General features: G+C 75.9%; 11 protein-coding genes. 8 read left to right on the forward strand and 3 right to left on the reverse strand.

Translation table 11 applies throughout. The features are described from left to right. Positions 1-35 precede the first annotated feature (35 nt). Positions 36-947 carry a LysR family transcriptional regulator gene (locus AB0M03_RS30470; protein ID WP_363497146.1) on the forward strand — a complete coding sequence of 304 codons (912 nt, stop codon included), beginning with the start codon at positions 36-38 and terminating at the stop codon, positions 945-947. 227 nt (positions 948-1,174) lie between these two features. On the opposite strand, the gene AB0M03_RS30475 is transcribed toward AB0M03_RS30470, so the two are convergent. After that, on the reverse strand, positions 1,175-2,686 hold the full coding sequence (locus AB0M03_RS30475; RefSeq protein ID WP_363497149.1) for a glutamate synthase subunit beta: 1,512 nt from the start codon (positions 2,684-2,686) through the stop codon (positions 1,175-1,177). Positions 2,687-2,879: 193 nt separating this feature from the next. Then, positions 2,880-4,985, reverse strand: a complete 2,106-nt coding sequence (locus tag AB0M03_RS30480; protein WP_363497152.1) for an MMPL family transporter — start codon at positions 4,983-4,985, stop codon at positions 2,880-2,882. A gap of 145 nt (positions 4,986-5,130) precedes the next feature. Between AB0M03_RS30480 and AB0M03_RS30485 the strand changes: the two genes are divergently transcribed. The 7 genes from AB0M03_RS30485 to AB0M03_RS30515 all read left to right on the forward strand — a co-directional run bounded on the left by AB0M03_RS30485 (position 5,131) and on the right by AB0M03_RS30515 (position 13,381). Next, a complete protein-coding gene (locus AB0M03_RS30485; protein ID WP_363497155.1) occupies positions 5,131-5,670 on the forward strand; it encodes a MarR family winged helix-turn-helix transcriptional regulator in 540 nt (179 codons plus the stop codon). Positions 5,671-5,750: 80 nt separating this feature from the next. After that, on the forward strand, positions 5,751-6,401 hold the full coding sequence (locus tag AB0M03_RS30490; protein ID WP_363497158.1) for a beta-glucanase: 651 nt from the start codon (positions 5,751-5,753) through the stop codon (positions 6,399-6,401). 234 nt (positions 6,402-6,635) lie between these two features. Continuing rightward, complete coding sequence (locus tag AB0M03_RS30495) at positions 6,636-7,679, forward strand: LacI family DNA-binding transcriptional regulator (protein WP_363497161.1); 1,044 nt, start codon at positions 6,636-6,638, stop codon at positions 7,677-7,679. Positions 7,680-7,853: 174 nt separating this feature from the next. Further along, positions 7,854-8,366 (forward strand): flavodoxin domain-containing protein, encoded by a 513-nt coding sequence (locus AB0M03_RS30500; RefSeq protein ID WP_363497164.1) that lies wholly within the window; start codon positions 7,854-7,856, stop codon positions 8,364-8,366. Positions 8,367-8,541: 175 nt separating this feature from the next. Further along, positions 8,542-11,286: a GNAT family N-acetyltransferase gene (locus AB0M03_RS30505; protein WP_363497167.1), complete on the forward strand. Its 2,745-nt coding sequence runs from the start codon at positions 8,542-8,544 to the stop codon at positions 11,284-11,286. A 102-nt stretch (positions 11,287-11,388) separates the two neighbouring features. After that, complete coding sequence (locus AB0M03_RS30510) at positions 11,389-12,105, forward strand: response regulator transcription factor (protein ID WP_363497170.1); 717 nt, start codon at positions 11,389-11,391, stop codon at positions 12,103-12,105. A 271-nt stretch (positions 12,106-12,376) separates the two neighbouring features. Further along, positions 12,377-13,381: a hypothetical protein gene (locus AB0M03_RS30515; protein WP_363497172.1), complete on the forward strand. Its 1,005-nt coding sequence runs from the start codon at positions 12,377-12,379 to the stop codon at positions 13,379-13,381. Between the two features lie 30 nt (positions 13,382-13,411). Here AB0M03_RS30515 and AB0M03_RS30520 read toward each other — a convergent pair whose 3' ends face one another. Continuing rightward, on the reverse strand, positions 13,412-15,130 hold the full coding sequence (locus AB0M03_RS30520) for a GAF domain-containing protein (protein ID WP_363497175.1): 1,719 nt from the start codon (positions 15,128-15,130) through the stop codon (positions 13,412-13,414). Positions 15,131-15,264: the final 134 nt, after the last annotated feature.

Consider the following 15,264-nt stretch of genomic DNA (forward strand, 5'->3'; position numbering starts at 1 on the left):
TGGATTGCATCCAGTGCATGTTCTGCATGAGAGGAATGCGTGCCGTGCAATCCATGATGGACCTCAACCTGCTGATCGCCCTGGACGTGCTCGTCGAGGAACGCAGCGTCTCGGGCGCCGCGGCCCGGCTGCACCTGTCCGAGCCCGCCATGAGCCGCACCCTGGGCCGCATCCGGCGGGCCCTCGGCGACCCGGTGCTCGTCCGGGCCGGGCGGACGATGGTGCCGACCCCGCACGCACTCGCGCTCCACCCCGAGGTCCGCGCCGTGGTGGAGCGCGCCCGGGCACTGTTCACCGCCGGCGGGCAGGTCGATCTGCGCACCCTGGACCGGACGTTCACCGTTCTGGCGCACGACGCCTTCGCCGCCGCCCACGGCGCCGGACTGTTCGCGCGCACCGCGGCCGAGGCCCCCGGGGTGCGCCTGCGGTTCTTCGGCGAGAGCCACCTCGACGCCCCCGCCCTGCGCGAGGGCACCGCCGACCTGGAGGTCGGGGTCATCGACACCACCTCGCCCGAGGTGCATGTCGAACAGCTCTACGAGGACCGGATGCTGGCCGTCGTCCGGGCCGGCCACCCGCTGCTCGACGGCCCGCTCACTCCGGAACGGTTCGCCGCCGGCCGGCACATCGGCGTCTCCCGGCGCGGCCGCCTGCACGGCCCGATCGACACCGCCCTCGCCGAACTCGGCCTCTCCCGCACGGTGGTGGGCACCGTGGCGACCTATCCGGCGGCACTGTTCGTGCTGCGCAGCACCGATCTGATCGGTCTCACCACCAGCCGCAGCCGTAGTCTGGCCGACGCTCTGGGGCTGGTGACGGTCGACATCCCGCTCGACCTGCCCTCCCTCCCCTTCGGGCTGGCCTGGCACCCCCGCCACGACGCCGACCCGGCCCACGCCTGGCTGCGCGGCTGCATCCGCGAGCTGCTGGCCGGCGACGGGTGGTGAAGCCGGACGGGTGGTGAAGCCGGGGGAAGTGCGCAGTCCGGGCGGGTGCCGCGGCGTCATGGGGGCGACCCGTGTCCTGTGCGGCGGCCCGCATCCGCATCGCGCAGTTCCGCCCCCAGCCTTCGGCCGGGAGGTGCCCCCAGCGCCTCCGGTGGTTGCCCGTGCGAGCCGGATTGCGCAGTTCTCGGCGCCCCTGTCGGTCAGCCTCTCCGACCCGGTAGCTCCCATTAGGCGGGGAGCGGGGGGACGTCCTCGGGGGTGATGGCGTGGTCGGCGGGGGTGATGGGGGAGGGGAGTTCGTCGCGGCCGGTGAGGTAGCGGTGGACGGCGGCGGCCGCCGCGCGGCCTTCGGCGATGGCCCAGACGACCAGGGACTGGCCGCGGCCGGCGTCGCCCGCGACGAAGACGCCCTCCGGCCCGGCCGCGAACCGGCCGTCCCGGGCGAGGTTGCCGCGGGCGTCCAGGCCGAGGCCCAACTGTTCGGCCAGGCCGGTGCCGTGTTCGGGGCCGGAGAAGCCGAGGGCGAGCAGTACGAGGTCGGCGGGGAGCGCGTGCTCGGTGCCGGGCACCGGGGTCCGGCTGCCGGGTTCGGCGTCGGCGAAGCGGACGGCCGAGACGTGTCCGCCGGAGTCGGTGTCGAAGCGGACGGTGGCGGAGGCGTAGGCCCGGATGTCCGGGTCCGCGAGGGTCGGCGGCCGGAGTTCGCCGGCCTCCTCGTGCGAGGTGGTCGCCCGGTGGATCTTGGGGTGGACGGGCCAGGGCTGCGCCTCCGGGCGGGCCTCGGGTGGCCGCGGGTGGATGTCCAACTGCCGTACGTCCAGTGCCTCCTGGCGCACAGCGGTGCCCACGCAGTCGGCTGCGGTGTCGCCGCCGCCGATCACCACCACGTGCCGGCCCCGGGCGCTGACCGGGGAGCGGTCGAGGTCGCCAGCCACCACCCGGTTGGCCAGCGGCAGGTACTCCATGGCCTGGTGGATGCCGGCGGACTCCCGCCCGGGCACCGGGAGTTCGCGCCAGGCGGTGGCGCCCACGGCGATCACCACCGCGTCGCAGCCGGCCCGCAGCTCGTCCGCCGGCAGGTCCCGCCCGACGGCCACGCCGGTACGGAACTGCGTTCCTTCGGCGCGGAGTTGGTCGATCCTGCGGTCGAGGCGGTGCTTCTCCAGTCGGAAGTCCGGGATGCCGTAGCGCAGCAGGCCGCCGATCCGGTCGGTGCGCTCGTAGACGGTGACGGTGTGGCCGGCCCGGGTGAGCTGCTGGGCGGCGGCCAGGCCGGCGGGGCCGGAGCCGACCACCGAGACGGTGCGCCCGGTGCGGCGCTCCGGCGGCCGCGGCGGTTCCAGGCCGTGTTCCCAGGCGTGGTCGGCGATGGCGAGTTCGACGTTCTTGATGGTCACCGCGTCGGCGTTGATGGCCAGCACGCAGGCGCTCTCGCAGGGCGCCGGACAGAGCCGGCCGGTGAACTCCGGGAAGTTGTTGGTGGCGGCCAGCCGTTCCACGGCGTCGCGCCAGTCGTTCTCGGAGACCAGACGGTTCCACTCCGGGACGAGGTTGCCCAGCGGGCAGGCCTGGTGGCAGAACGGCAGGCCGCAGTCCATGCACCGGGCCGCCTGGCTGCCGATGATCGGGAGCAGTGCCCGCCGTTGGTAGACCTCCTCCCAGTCGTGCACCCGGGCCGCGACGGTCCGGCGGGCGCGGAGCAGCCGGGGCGTGTTCAGGAACGCCTTGGGGTCGGCCATGGTCGGCCTCCAGCGGTGCGGTTCGCCGCCGGGCGTCAGGGCGGGAGTGTGGGCAGGAGGGGTGCGTGGGTGCAGGGGCGCGGGGCCGGGGGAGCGCGGGGTCGGCGGTCGCAGCCGGGCGGGCGTGCGCACAGTGCCGTGTGGCCACCGTACGCCCGCCCGCCCGGCTTGGACAGTGGTGCGGCGTCCCTGTTCAGCGGGCCGCCGGGACCTGCTCACCGGCCGGCTCGGCCGGGGCCTCCACCGGGTCGAGCCGGGCCGGCCACCAGGAGCGGGCGCCGAGGTCGTACACCAGCGCCGGGACCAGCAGCGAGCGGACCAGCAGGGTGTCCAGCAGCACGCCGAAGGCGACGATGAAGGCGATCTGCACCAGGAACGCCAGCGGGATCACGCCGAGGGCGGCGAAGGTCGCGGCGAGCACCACGCCGGCCGAGGTGATCACGCCGCCGGTCGCGGTGAGCGCCCGCAGCACACCCTCCCGGGTGCCGTGCCGCAGCGACTCCTCGCGGGCCCGGGTCATCAGGAAGATGTTGTAGTCCACGCCGAGCGCCACCAGGAACACGTAGCCGTACAGCGGCACCGACGGGTCGGTGGCCGGGAAGCCCAGCACGTGCGGGAAGACGACCGCAGAGACGCCGAGCACCGCGAGGTACGAGAGCGCCACCGTCGCCGCCAGCAGCAGCGGCGCCACCAGCGAGCGCAGCAGCACGATCAGGATCAGCAGGATGCACACCAGCACCACCGGGACGATCACCCCGCGGTCGCGGGAGGCGGTGGCCCGGGTGTCCTCCTGCTGTGCGGTGTAGCCGCCGACCAGGGCGTCCGCGCCGTCCACGGCGTGCACCGCGTCGCGCAGCCGCAGCACGGTGGCCACCGCCGCGTCGCCGTCCGCCGGGTCGGCGAGCGTGGCGTCGAGGCGGACCAGCCCGTCGACGGTCTTCGCCGGGCCGCCCGGCGCGCCGCCGGTGAACGCGGCGACCGCGCTCACCCCGGGCACCGCGCGGGCCGCGGCCGCGACCGCCTCCGCCTTCTCCGCGCGGGCGACGATCACCGCCGGGTTGCCGGAGCCGCCGGGGAAGTGCGCCGACAGCACCTTCTGCGCGGCCACCGAGGGCTGAGCCTTGACGAACAGGTCGGTCTGCGCGACGCCGCGGGCGTCCAGTGCGGGCGCGAAGGCCGCACAGGCCACCAGCACCGCCAGGGCGCAGGCCCAGGTCGCCCGGGGACGCCGCCCGACGAGCGCCGCCACCCGCTGCCAGATGCCGTGCACCGGTGCGGAGCCGTCCGCAGGCGGGCGGGCCGGCCAGTACGCGGCGCGGCCGCAGAGCACCAGTGCGGCCGGCAGGAAGGTCAGTGCGGACACCACCGCGCAGCCGATGCCGATCGCGCCGACCGGGCCCAGTGCCCGGTTGTTCGTCAGATCGGAGAGCAGCAGCACCAGCAGGCCCAGTGCCACGGTCAGCCCGGAGGCGACGATCGGCTCCGCGGAGCGCCGCCAGGCCGTCCGCATCGCCGCGAACCGGTCGGGGTGCAGCGGGAGTTCCTCGCGGAAGCGGGCCGAGAGCAGCAGCGCGTAGTCGGTCGCGGCGCCGATCACCAGGATCGACAGCAGGCCCTGGATCTGCCCGTCCACCCGGACGATGCCGTGCTGCGCCAGCACGTACACCAGGGCGCAGGCGACGCCGAGGGCGAACACCGCGCCGACGATCACCAGCAGCGGCAGCAGCACGCTGCGGTAGACGGCGAGCAGGATGACCAGCACCACGCCGAGCGCGACGCCCAGCAGCAGGCCGTCGATGCCGGCGAACGCCCCGCCAAGGTCGGCCGTGATCGCCGCCGGGCCGGCCAGTGCCACGGTGGTGCCGGGCACCTGCTCGACCCGGGCACGGACGGCGTCGACGCTGTCCGCGGTCTGACGGCCGAGGTCGGAGCGGAGGGCGACCACGCCCTGCAGGGCCCGGCCGTCCTCGGAGGGCCGGGCGGGGGAGGCCTGGCCGGTCGCGCCCGGCACGGTGGCCGCGGCCTGCAGGGCCCGGTCGGCGGCGGTGCGCTGCTCGGCGGTGACCGAGCCGTCGCGGGCCTCCCAGACGACGATCACCGGGAGGGTGCCCTCGGCCTGGAAGCCCTTCTCCAGGGCGGCGGCCCTGGTCGACTCGGCGCTCTTGGGCAGGAAGGCGGCCCGGTCGTTGGTGGACACCTCGGTCAGGCGGCCGGCGAAGGAGCCGAACGCGCCGCCGAGGGCCAGCCAGACGACGACGAGGGCCAGGGGGAGCAGAAGCCGGATGCGGCGTGGGGGCACGGCGGGTCCTCCGGGGTCGGTCGGCGGTCGGACGCGATGATATCTCAATAATCGAAAGACTTGACCATTGAGATAATCGGAGGGGTGGGGACGCCCTAGGCTGGGGGCTCCCGCCCGGCGCAGCCCACCGACCGAGAGGTGACCCTTGTCCGACCAGGAGTCGACCGCCCCCGCGCAGCGGACGCCCGACAGCAAGGCCTTCGGCAACCTCCTGCAAGGACTCGCCTCCGAGATGAACCTGCTCGGCCACGACTTCGCCGCCGCGCAGGGCCTGCACGCCACCGACGTCCAGGCGCTCCTCGCGATCATGCGCGGCTCCACCGGCATCACCCCCGGCCCGGTCACCCCCGGTCGGCTGCGGGAGGAACTCGCCCTCACCTCCGGCGCCGTCACCGCCGTCCTCGACCGGCTGGAGCGCGCCGGGCACATCCGCCGCAGCCGCGACGCCGCCGACCGCCGCCAGGTCCAGGTGCACTACAACCCCGGCGCCAGCCGGATGGCCGCCGCCTGGTTCGCCCCCGTCGCCGACTGCACCGACGCCGTGGCCGCCGAGTTCAGCCCCGACGAACTGCGCACCGTCGCCCGCTTCCTCGGCCGGATGACCACCGGGCTCGAGGAACTGCGCCACGCCCGCCGCGAGGACACGGCCACCGGTCCGGATTCGGAGCCTCCGATTCGCATATGACGAACCGTGACGGGTAGTTCACTCCCAGTGATTGACGGCGTCCGCCCAAAACGCGGCGGACCGGCAACCGGGAGGCGGCGATGGCAACGGTCTTCAGCGCGGACTTCACGTCGGCACGGCAGTGGGTGGCGGGGCGCAGCAGCGCCTACCCCCGGATGGGGCCCACCAACAGGAGCGACCACAAGCTCGACCACCTCGTCCCCGCCTACTGCCCCGGCGGTGTCTTCGCCGCCGCCCGGCGGCCCGGCAGCGACCTGTGGAACTGCAACCTGCTCACCACCGAGGGCAGCCCGGACGGCTTCCAGCTGCGGCCCGGCGACGTGATGCTCGCCCGGGTCACCCTCCCCACCGCCCTCGGCGCCTGGCCCGCCATCTGGACCTGGCGGGACGGCGGCAACGAGATCGACGTCTTCGAGTACCACCCCGACAACCCCGACCTGCTGGAGGTCTCCAACCACGTCCGCGGCGGCTACCGCTACTGGCACGGCGGCGCGGCCGGCATAGCCCCCGGCGCCACCGTCGAGCTCCGCACCGTCTTCGGCCGCACCTCCGTCGACTGGTACGCCAACGGTGCCGCCGTCCACTCCGACCGCCGGGGCGTCGGCTCCACCTGGCACGCCTACCTGATCGTCAACCTCTCCGTCTCCGACGGCACCTACCACCCGCGCCCGCCCGCCGACGGCCCCTCCCGGTTCAGCTGGACCTGCCACAGCCTCGTCGTCGAACGCTGACCCGCAACCGCCCCGCAACCGCCCCGCAACCGCCCCACCGGCACCGCCCGCCGCTCAACCGCTTGAGCCGACAGCGTCCGACGGCCCGTCCCGGGGCGGCCCGCGGACGCCCGTCCGGCCTCAACCGGTTCGTGGACACGGGACCGGCACGGCACATAGATTGGACGCCGATCTTCGTGCGGGCGGGCGCGCGGAGCCGCGACACGGGGCCGCCGCGCCCCCGGAGGGCCGACGATGAGCCGGGGAAGGTCGGACACCAGACGGGTCACCATCCGCGACGTCGCCGACCGCGCGGGCGTCTCCACCGCAGCCGTCTCGCTCGCCCTCAACGACCGCCCCGGCGTCTCCGCCGCCACCCGCGAACGCATCCTCGCCACCGCCCGCGAACTCGGCTGGACCCCCAACACCGCCGCCCGCGCGCTCTCCGCCCGGCAGGTCGACACCGTCGGCCTGGTCCTCGCCCGGCCCGCGCCCATGCTCGGCCGGGAGCCCTTCTACATGGACTTCATCGCCGGCGTCGAGAGCGTCCTGGTGGAACGCCGCTGCTCCCTGCTGCTGCGACTGGTCGGCAGCATCGAGGAGGAGATCGACGTCCAGCGCGAATGGTGGCAGGGCCGCCGGGTCGGCGGCTCCCTCCTCGTCGACCTGCGCACCGACGACCCACGCATCCCCGCCCTCTCCGCCGTCGGCCTGCCCGCCGTCGCCGTCGGCGACCCCTCCCTGGCCGGCCCGTACCCGGCCGTGTGGACGGACGACGACCGCGCCGTCCGGGAGGCCGTCCGCTACCTCGCGGCCCTCGGCCACCGCCGGATCGCCCGGGTCGGCGGCCCCGCCGGCCTCGGCCACAGCGCCGTCCGCACCCGCGCCTTCGAAGAGGTCTCCGCCGAACTCGGCCTGGGGGACGCGGTCTCGCTGCCCGCCGACTACTCCGGAGAGGGCGGCTCCCGCGCCACCCGCACCCTGCTCGCCTCCGCGCACCGCCCCACCGCCGTCCTCTACGACAACGACGTGATGGCCGTCGCCGGCCTCTCCGTCGCCACCGAGATGGGCCTGCGGGTGCCCCAGGACCTCTCCCTGGTCGCCTGGGACGACTCGCAGCTGTGCCGGCTCGTACGGCCCCGGCTCTCCGCGATGAGCCGCGATGTGTTCGGCTTCGGCGCCCAGGCCGCCCGCTGCCTCTTCGAGGTCCTCGACGACGGCACGGCACCCTCCCGGCCCGCACCGGACCCGGTCCTCGTCCCCCGGGAGTCCACCGCCCCGCCCGGCGCCGAACGCTGACGGACCGTCGGCACCGGTTCGCAGCGCCCGGAGGCGAGCAGGGACGACCGGGCAGCCGAACGGCCCACCCGCACCGCCCCCGACGGCCCTGGCCGCCTCCGCCCCCGTGCCCCACCCTGGAGATGTCGGCACCTGCCGCCCGGCACCCCGGCCGACCGGCGACGGGAGGACGTGATGAACGCTACGAAGACCCAGAGGATCCTGGTCGCCTACGGCAGCAAGCACGGCGCCACCGCCGGAATCGCCGCCGAAATCGGCCTCGCCCTCCAACAGGACGGCTTCGAGGCCTCCGTCGTCCCCGCCGGCGAGGTCCGCGACGTCACCCCGTACGACGCCGTCATCCTCGGCGGCTCCCTGTACGCCGGCCACTGGCACCGCGACGCCCTGCGCTGCGCCCACCGCAACGCCGACGCGCTGAACGAGCGGCCCGTCTGGCTGTTCAGCAGCGGCCCGATCGACGGCTCCGCCGAACAGGAGGACCTCCTGCCTGTGCCCGGTGCCGCCCGCGAGATGGAACGCCTGCACGCCCGCGGCCACGTCACCTTCGGCGGCAGCATGACCGAGGACACCCCCGGCCTGATCGCCCGCATGATGGTCAGGAAGGGCAAGGGCGGCGACTACCGCAACGCCGAGCACATCCGGCAGTGGGCCCACCAGGTCGCCGGAGAACTCCGCACCGCCGACTGAGGGCACGCACAACCCGTGGGGGCGTGCCCCCGGTGAGTGCCCCCGGTGAGTGCCCCAACGCCCCTCGGGAAGGGGCCGCCCGGCCCTGTCCGCGGCACCGCCGCCCGGCCGACCGTGGAAGCACCGGCGACCGCGATCCCGCCCGGCACCCGCCCGGCGAGCGAGGAGCCCAGCCATGCCCACCCTGCCGCACCGGCCACCCGCCGCCGAGGCCCTCCTCGCCGACGGCACCACCGCCGCCATCCGCCCGATCGAGGCCCGCGACCACGCCGCCGTCCTCGACCTGCACGCCGTCCGGATGTCCGAGGAGAGCCGCCGGCTGCGGTTCTTCGGCGCCAGCCGACGCGCCCCGCTGCTCGCCGCCGAACGGCTCTGCGCCCCGCCCCGCCCCGGTTTCCTCGCCCTCGGCGCCTGGGTCGGCGGCGAACTCGTCGGCGAGGCCGACTACGAGACCGCCCCCGACCGGCCCGGCACCGCCGAGATCGCCGTCGCCGTCGCCGACGCCTGGCACCACCGTGGCGTCGCCACCCTGCTCGTCGAGCACCTGCTGCACGCCGCCCGCGAGCGCGGCGTCCACACCGTCGAGGCCGACACCCTCGTCGGGAACCGCGCCGTCCACCGCGTCTTCGCCGACCTCGGCCTGCCCGTCCGGCGCCACCTCGACCAGGGCGAGATCCGGCTCACCGTCCGCCTGGACGAGGACGACGAGCACCACCGCGAAGCCGTCGAGGCCCGCGGCGCCACCGCCGACGTCGCCAGCCTCACCGCCCTGCTCCGGCCGCGCGCGGTCGCCGTCGTCGGTGCCTCCCGGCGACCGGGCGCGGTCGGCCACGCCGTCCTCGTCAGGATCCGCGAGGGCGGCTTCACCGGCGAGCTGTGGGCCGTCAACCCGTACGCCGACCAGGTCGCCGGCGAGCCCGCCTTCCCCGCGACCGCCGCCCTGCCCGGCACCCCGGACCTCGCCGTCCTCGCCGTGCCGGCCGCCGCGGTGCCGGCCGCCGCCGAGGAGTGCGGCCGGGCCGGGGTGCGCGCCCTGGTCGTCCTCACCGCCGGCCTCGACCACGAGGCCGCCGCCCAGCTGATGCACTCCTGCCGCCGGCACAGCATGCGCCTGGTCGGCCCGAACAGCCTCGGCATCGCCCAGACCGACCCGGAGGTCCGCCTGGACGCCGAATTCGGCGGCGCCCTCCCGCTGCCCGGCAGCGCCGGCGTCGCCGTGCAGTCCGGCGGCGTCGGCATCGCCCTGCTCGACCGCCTGGCCTGGCTCGACATCGGCGTCTCCAGCTTCGTCTCGCTCGGCGACAAGTACGACGTCAGCGGCAACGACCTGCTGCAGTGGTGGGAGGCCGACGGACGCACCGACCTCGCCCTGCTCCACCTGGAGTCCTTCGGCAACCCGCGTGCCTTCGCCCGCACCGCCCGCCGGGTCACCCGCACCCTGCCCGTCCTCACCGTCGACGCCGGCCGCTCCGCCGCCGGCCGCCGAGGCGCCACCTCGCACTCCGCGGCCGCCGCCACCCCCACCGTCACCCGGCAGGCGCTGTTCCGGCAGGCCGGGATCACCGCCACCCGCAGCATCGGCGAACTCGTCGAGACGGCCGCCCTGCTGCACGCCCAGGCGCTGCCGCAGCCGCGCTGCCGCACCGTCGTCCTCTCCAACGCCGGCGGCATCGGCGTCCTCGCCGCGGACGCCTGCGCCGACGCCGGACTCGACCTCCCGCCGCTGCCCGAGGACCTCGCCGCCGCCCTGCGCACCGTCCTCCCCGGCGGTGCCACCACCGCCAACCCCGTCGACGCCACCGCAGCCGTCCGCCCCGACGAACTCCTCGACTGCATCGACCTCCTCGACCGGCACCCGGCCGTCGACGCCCTGCTGGTCTGCCTCGTCCCCACCGCCGTCGCCAGCGGCCCCGACGACCCGCGCCGCGCCCTGCACGACGGCCCCGGGCGGCGCCGCACCCCCGTCGCCGCCGTCCTCGTCGACCAGCAGATGCCCGTCCGGCACCTCGACGGCGCCGACGGCCGCCGCATCCCCAGCTACGCCGACCCGCTCGCCGCCGCCCGCGCCCTCGCCCACGCCCGCGACCGCGCCCGGCTGCTCGCCGAACCGCCCGGCACCGAGGCCCTCCCGCCCGTCCACGACCCGGTCGGGGCCGTCCGCGTCCTCGACGAGCACCTCACCGAACACCCCGACGGCGGCTGGCTCGACCCGGCCCGCACCGCCCGCCTCCTCGACTGCTACGGCATCCCGCTCATGCTGTCCGTGCAGGCGCCCGACGAGCGCTCCGCCGTCGCCGCCGCCCGCTCGCTCGGCCGGGTCGGCCACGACGGCCGGGTCGTCCTCAAGGCACACGTCCCCGGGCTCGTCCACAAGGGCCGCGCCGGCGGCGTCCGCACCGGACTCCTCGGCGAGGACGAGGTCCGCGCCGCCCACCGGGAGTTCACCACCCGCTTCGGCACCGACCTGGCCGGCACCGTCGTCCAGCCGATGGCCGCCCCCGGCCTCGAACTGCTCGCCGGCGCCGTCCAGGACGAGGTCTTCGGCCCCCTGGTCGTCCTCGGACTCGGCGGCACCGCCACCGACCTGCTCGACGACCGCACCGCCAGGCTCGCCCCGCTCACCACCGCCGACGTCGACACCATGCTGGGCGAACTCCGCGGCGCCCCGCTGACGGCCGACACGACCGCCGGCACCCCCGGCACGCCCGCGGTGGACGTCGCCGCCGTCCGCGCCGTGCTCGCCGGCGTCTCCCGGATGGCCGCCGACCTGCCGCAGCTCGCCGAGGCCGACCTCAACCCGCTGATCGCCCGGCCCGGCGGCCTGGTCTGCGTCGACGCCCGCGTCCGCATCGAGCCCCGCACCCCCTTCGACCCCCACCTGCGCCGGCTCCGCCCGCCGCCCGCCGCCACCACCGGCTGACCCGGCCGCACACCCGCTGCCCCGGGGCGTGCCGCCCGGTGCGGCCCGGCCGCGCCCCGCGCAGAATCGAAGAGCACCCGCCCCGTACCCACGGGAGACACGATGGACACCACCGGCGGCACCGGGCCGGCGCCCGTGAGGATCTTCCTCCTCGACGACCACGAGGTCGTCCGCCGCGGAGTGCGGGACCTGCTGGAGGCCGAACCCGGCCTCGAAGTCGTCGGCGAGGCCGGCACCTGCGCCCAGGCCCTCGCCCGGGTGCCCGCGCTGCGCCCCGACGTCGCCGTCCTGGACGTCCGCCTCCCCGACGGCGACGGCGTCTCCGTCTGCCGCGAACTCCGCAGCACCCTCCCCGGACTCGCCTGCCTGATGCTCACCTCCTTCGACGACGACGACGCCCTGCTCGACGCGATCATGGCGGGGGCCGCCGGTTACGTCCTCAAGCAGGTCAAGGGTTCCGACCTGGTCGGCGCCGTCCGCACCGTCGCCGCCGGCCAGTCCATGCTCGACCCGGCCACCACCCGCCAGCTCATGGAGAACCTCCGCCACCAGGACGAGGAACCGGAGACCGACGCCGCCCTCGCCGCCCTCACCCCGCGCGAGAAGGAGATCCTCGCCCTCGTCGGGGAGGGCCTGACCAACCGGCAGATCGGCGAACGGCTCTACCTCGCCGAGAAGACCGTCAAGAACCACGTCTCCCGGCTGCTCGCCAAACTCGGCGTCGAACGCCGCCTGCAGGCCGCCGTCCTCGCCGCCCACGCCGAGGGCGAGGACCCGCACCACCACCCCCGCCCGTACCGCCCGGGCCCACCGTCCTGAGCCCAGCGGCCGCCGAACCGGGCCGATCGGCCCAAGCCCCGCCCCCACCGCAGCGGGACGATCTAAGTGGGCGAACAGCCCGCAGACCGACCGCCCCGGAGGAGGGGGCCGCCCGCCCCACCCCCGGGCAACCGCCCGCCGAACGCTTCGCCCGCGGCGAGATCGACGCCGACGAGTACCGGCACCGGCCGGAGACCCTCCGCACCGCAGGCCCACCGCCCCGCGGACGACCTCCGCCCCGCCGCCGACCACGCCCACCCAGGAGGCCGCCATGCGCACCGAGGCCCTCGACGCCGTCGCACTCGAGAAACTGCTCTCCGCCGCGATCGCCGCACCCTCCGTCCACAACAGCCAGCCGTGGCGCTTCCGGCTGCGCCCCGAGACCTCCACCCTCGAGGTCCACGCCGCCCCCGAGCGCGGCCTGCCCGCCACCGACCCCCGCGGACGCGCCCTGCACATCTCCGTCGGCGCCGCCGTGTTCAACCTGCGCACCGCCGCCCGCCGGCTCGGCTGGGCACCCAGGGTCCGGCTGCTGCCCGACTCCGCCGAGCCCGACCTGCTCGCCGCCGTCGACCTCGACGAACCCGCCCTCGTCGACCTCCCCGGCACCACCGAGCTGTACGACGCCATCTGGCGCCGGCACACCGTCCGCACCCCGTTCGCCGACACCCCGCTGCCGCCCGTCCTGCTCGACGAATTCGCCCGGGCCGCCCGCACCGAGGGCGCACTCCTCGTCCTGCCCGACCGCACCGAACGGGACCGGCTGCTCCACCTCACCGCCGAGGCCGAACGCCGCAACACCACCGACCCGGAGCGCAGCGCCGAGAGCCGCACCTGGGTCCGTCCGCGCACCGGCCCGGCGCCCTACGGCATCCCGGCCGCCGCACTCGGCCCGCAGGACACCGCAGGACGGCTCCCGGTGCGGGACTTCTCCGCCCTGCACCCCGCCGAGCACCAGCAGCCCGCCGCCTTCGAACCCGACCCGTGCATCGCCGTCCTCACCACCACCGGCGACAGCCCCGAGGACTGGCTGACCGCCGGCCTCGCCCTCGAGCACGTCCTGCTGCTGGCCACCGTCCACGGCGTCCGCGCCTCGCTGCTGCACCAGGCCATGGAGTGGCCGTACCTGCGCGCGGAGGCCCGCGACACCCACCGGGGCCCCGGCCACGTCCAGCTGCTGATCCGCCTCGGCTACGGCCCCGAGGGCGCCCCGACACCGCGCCTCCCGCTCGCCGTGGTCGTCGACGACCCGGACGGCGAGCCCGTCGGCGGGTGACGCCCGGGGTCCGTCCCGCGATCCCGACCGTCACGCCCCGTCGAGCGGGACCCGCCACACCACCTCGGTGCCGCCGCCCGGCCGCCCCCGTGCCGTGAACTCCCCGCCGAGGGCGGCCGCCCGCTCGGCGAGGTTCGCCAGACCACTGCGCCGGCCGCCCTCCGGCAGCCCCACACCGTCGTCCCGTACCGAGACCACCAGCTCCGCGCCCGCGTCGACCGACACCTCGACGGCCGACGCACGGGCGTGCCGGGCCGTGTTCGACAGGGCCTCCTGCAGCACCGCCACCGCCTCGTCGGCCGTCCCCGGCGGCACCACGGTGTCCAGCAGCCCCGACATCCGCAGCGCCGGCGCGAAGCCCAGCACCGCGGCGGCCCGCTCCACCGCCCCCACCGCCCGGGCCCGCAACCCGCCCGCGGCGGGCGAGGCGTCCCGGGTGCGCAGCCCGAAGATGGTCGCGCGGATCGTCCTGGCGGTCTCGTCCAGGTCGTCGATCGCGCGCAGCACCCGGTCGGCGGCCTCCGGATGGTCGATGAAACGGGTCGCGCCCTGCAGCGTCATCCCGGTCGCGAACAGCCGCTGGATCGCCAGGTCGTGCAGGTCGCGGGCGATCCGGTCGCGTTCCCGCAGCAGCGCCACCTGCTCGGAGTCGCGGCGGCGCTCGGCCAGCTCCATCGCCACCGCGGCCTGCCCGGCGAAGCCCGACAGCGGCACGGACTCCTCCGGGTCGAACAGCGGCCGGCCCGCCGCCCTGGCCAGCATCAGCACCCCGCGGACCCCGCCCTCCGCGGTGCCGATCGGCACCGTGACCGCCGGCCCGAGGCCCTCCCAGCGCGGCGGCCCCGCCGTGATCCGCGGATCGTGCTGCACGTCCGGGCTGGTCACCGCGGTGCCCGCGGTGGCCGCCGCGCCGACGAAGGAACCGGCCAGCGGCAGTACCAGCCCCGCGTGCTCGTCGGCCCGCAGCCCGGACGCGATCCGCACCTCCAGCTCCTCCGTGTCCGGCACCGGCAGCGCCACCACCGTCAGGTCGGCGCGGGCGATCTCGCCGGCCCGGTCGACCAGCAGGTCCAGCACCTCCTGCTCGCCGAGGCCGGACAGCAGGCCCGCGGTGACCTCCGCGCTCGCCGCCAGCCACCGCTCGCGCAGCCGCGCCTGCGCGTACAGCCGGGCGTTGTCGACCGCCACGCCCGCCGCCACCGCGAGCGTGGCCAGCACCGACTCGTCCTCGGCGTCGAACTCCCGCCCGCCGCGCTTCTCGGTGAGGTACAGGTTGCCGAACACCCGCCCGCGCACCCGGATCGGCACCCCCAGGAAGGTGTGCATCGGCGGATGGTGCGGCGGGAAGCCGTACGAGGACGGGTGCGAGGAGATCTCCGCCAGGCACAGCGGCTCCGGGTTCCTGATCAGCTCGCCCAGCACGCCGTGTCCCGACGGCAGGTCCCCGATCTCCTTCACCTGCTCGTCCGACATCCCGACCGGGATGAACTGCGCCAGCCGCCGGTCCTCGCCGATCACACCGAGCGCCCCGTACTCGGCGTCCACCAGCGACACCGCCGCCTCCACGATGTGCCGCAGCACCTGAGGCAGCTCCAGGTCACGGCCGACCGCCAGCACCGCCTCCAGCAGGCTGTGCACCCGGTCGCGCGTGGTGCGGGCGGCGTCCAGCCGGCCCTGCAGCTCGTCCAGCAGGTCGTCCAGCCGCAGCTGCGGCAGGGGCACCGAGCCCTCACCCGACGCGTGGCCCACCGGCTCCTCCGAGATCCCGGGATCAGACGCCACTGCCAGCCTAGACGACTGATTCCAAGGGATAGCTGCGCGGACAGCGCGAGGGTGTCCAACCTCAGTTTGTGACGACCGAGACAGACACCCTCGCGACTGCA

The organism is Kitasatospora sp. NPDC051914 (assembly GCF_040680995.1).
Lineage (GTDB): Bacteria > Actinomycetota > Actinomycetes > Streptomycetales > Streptomycetaceae > Kitasatospora.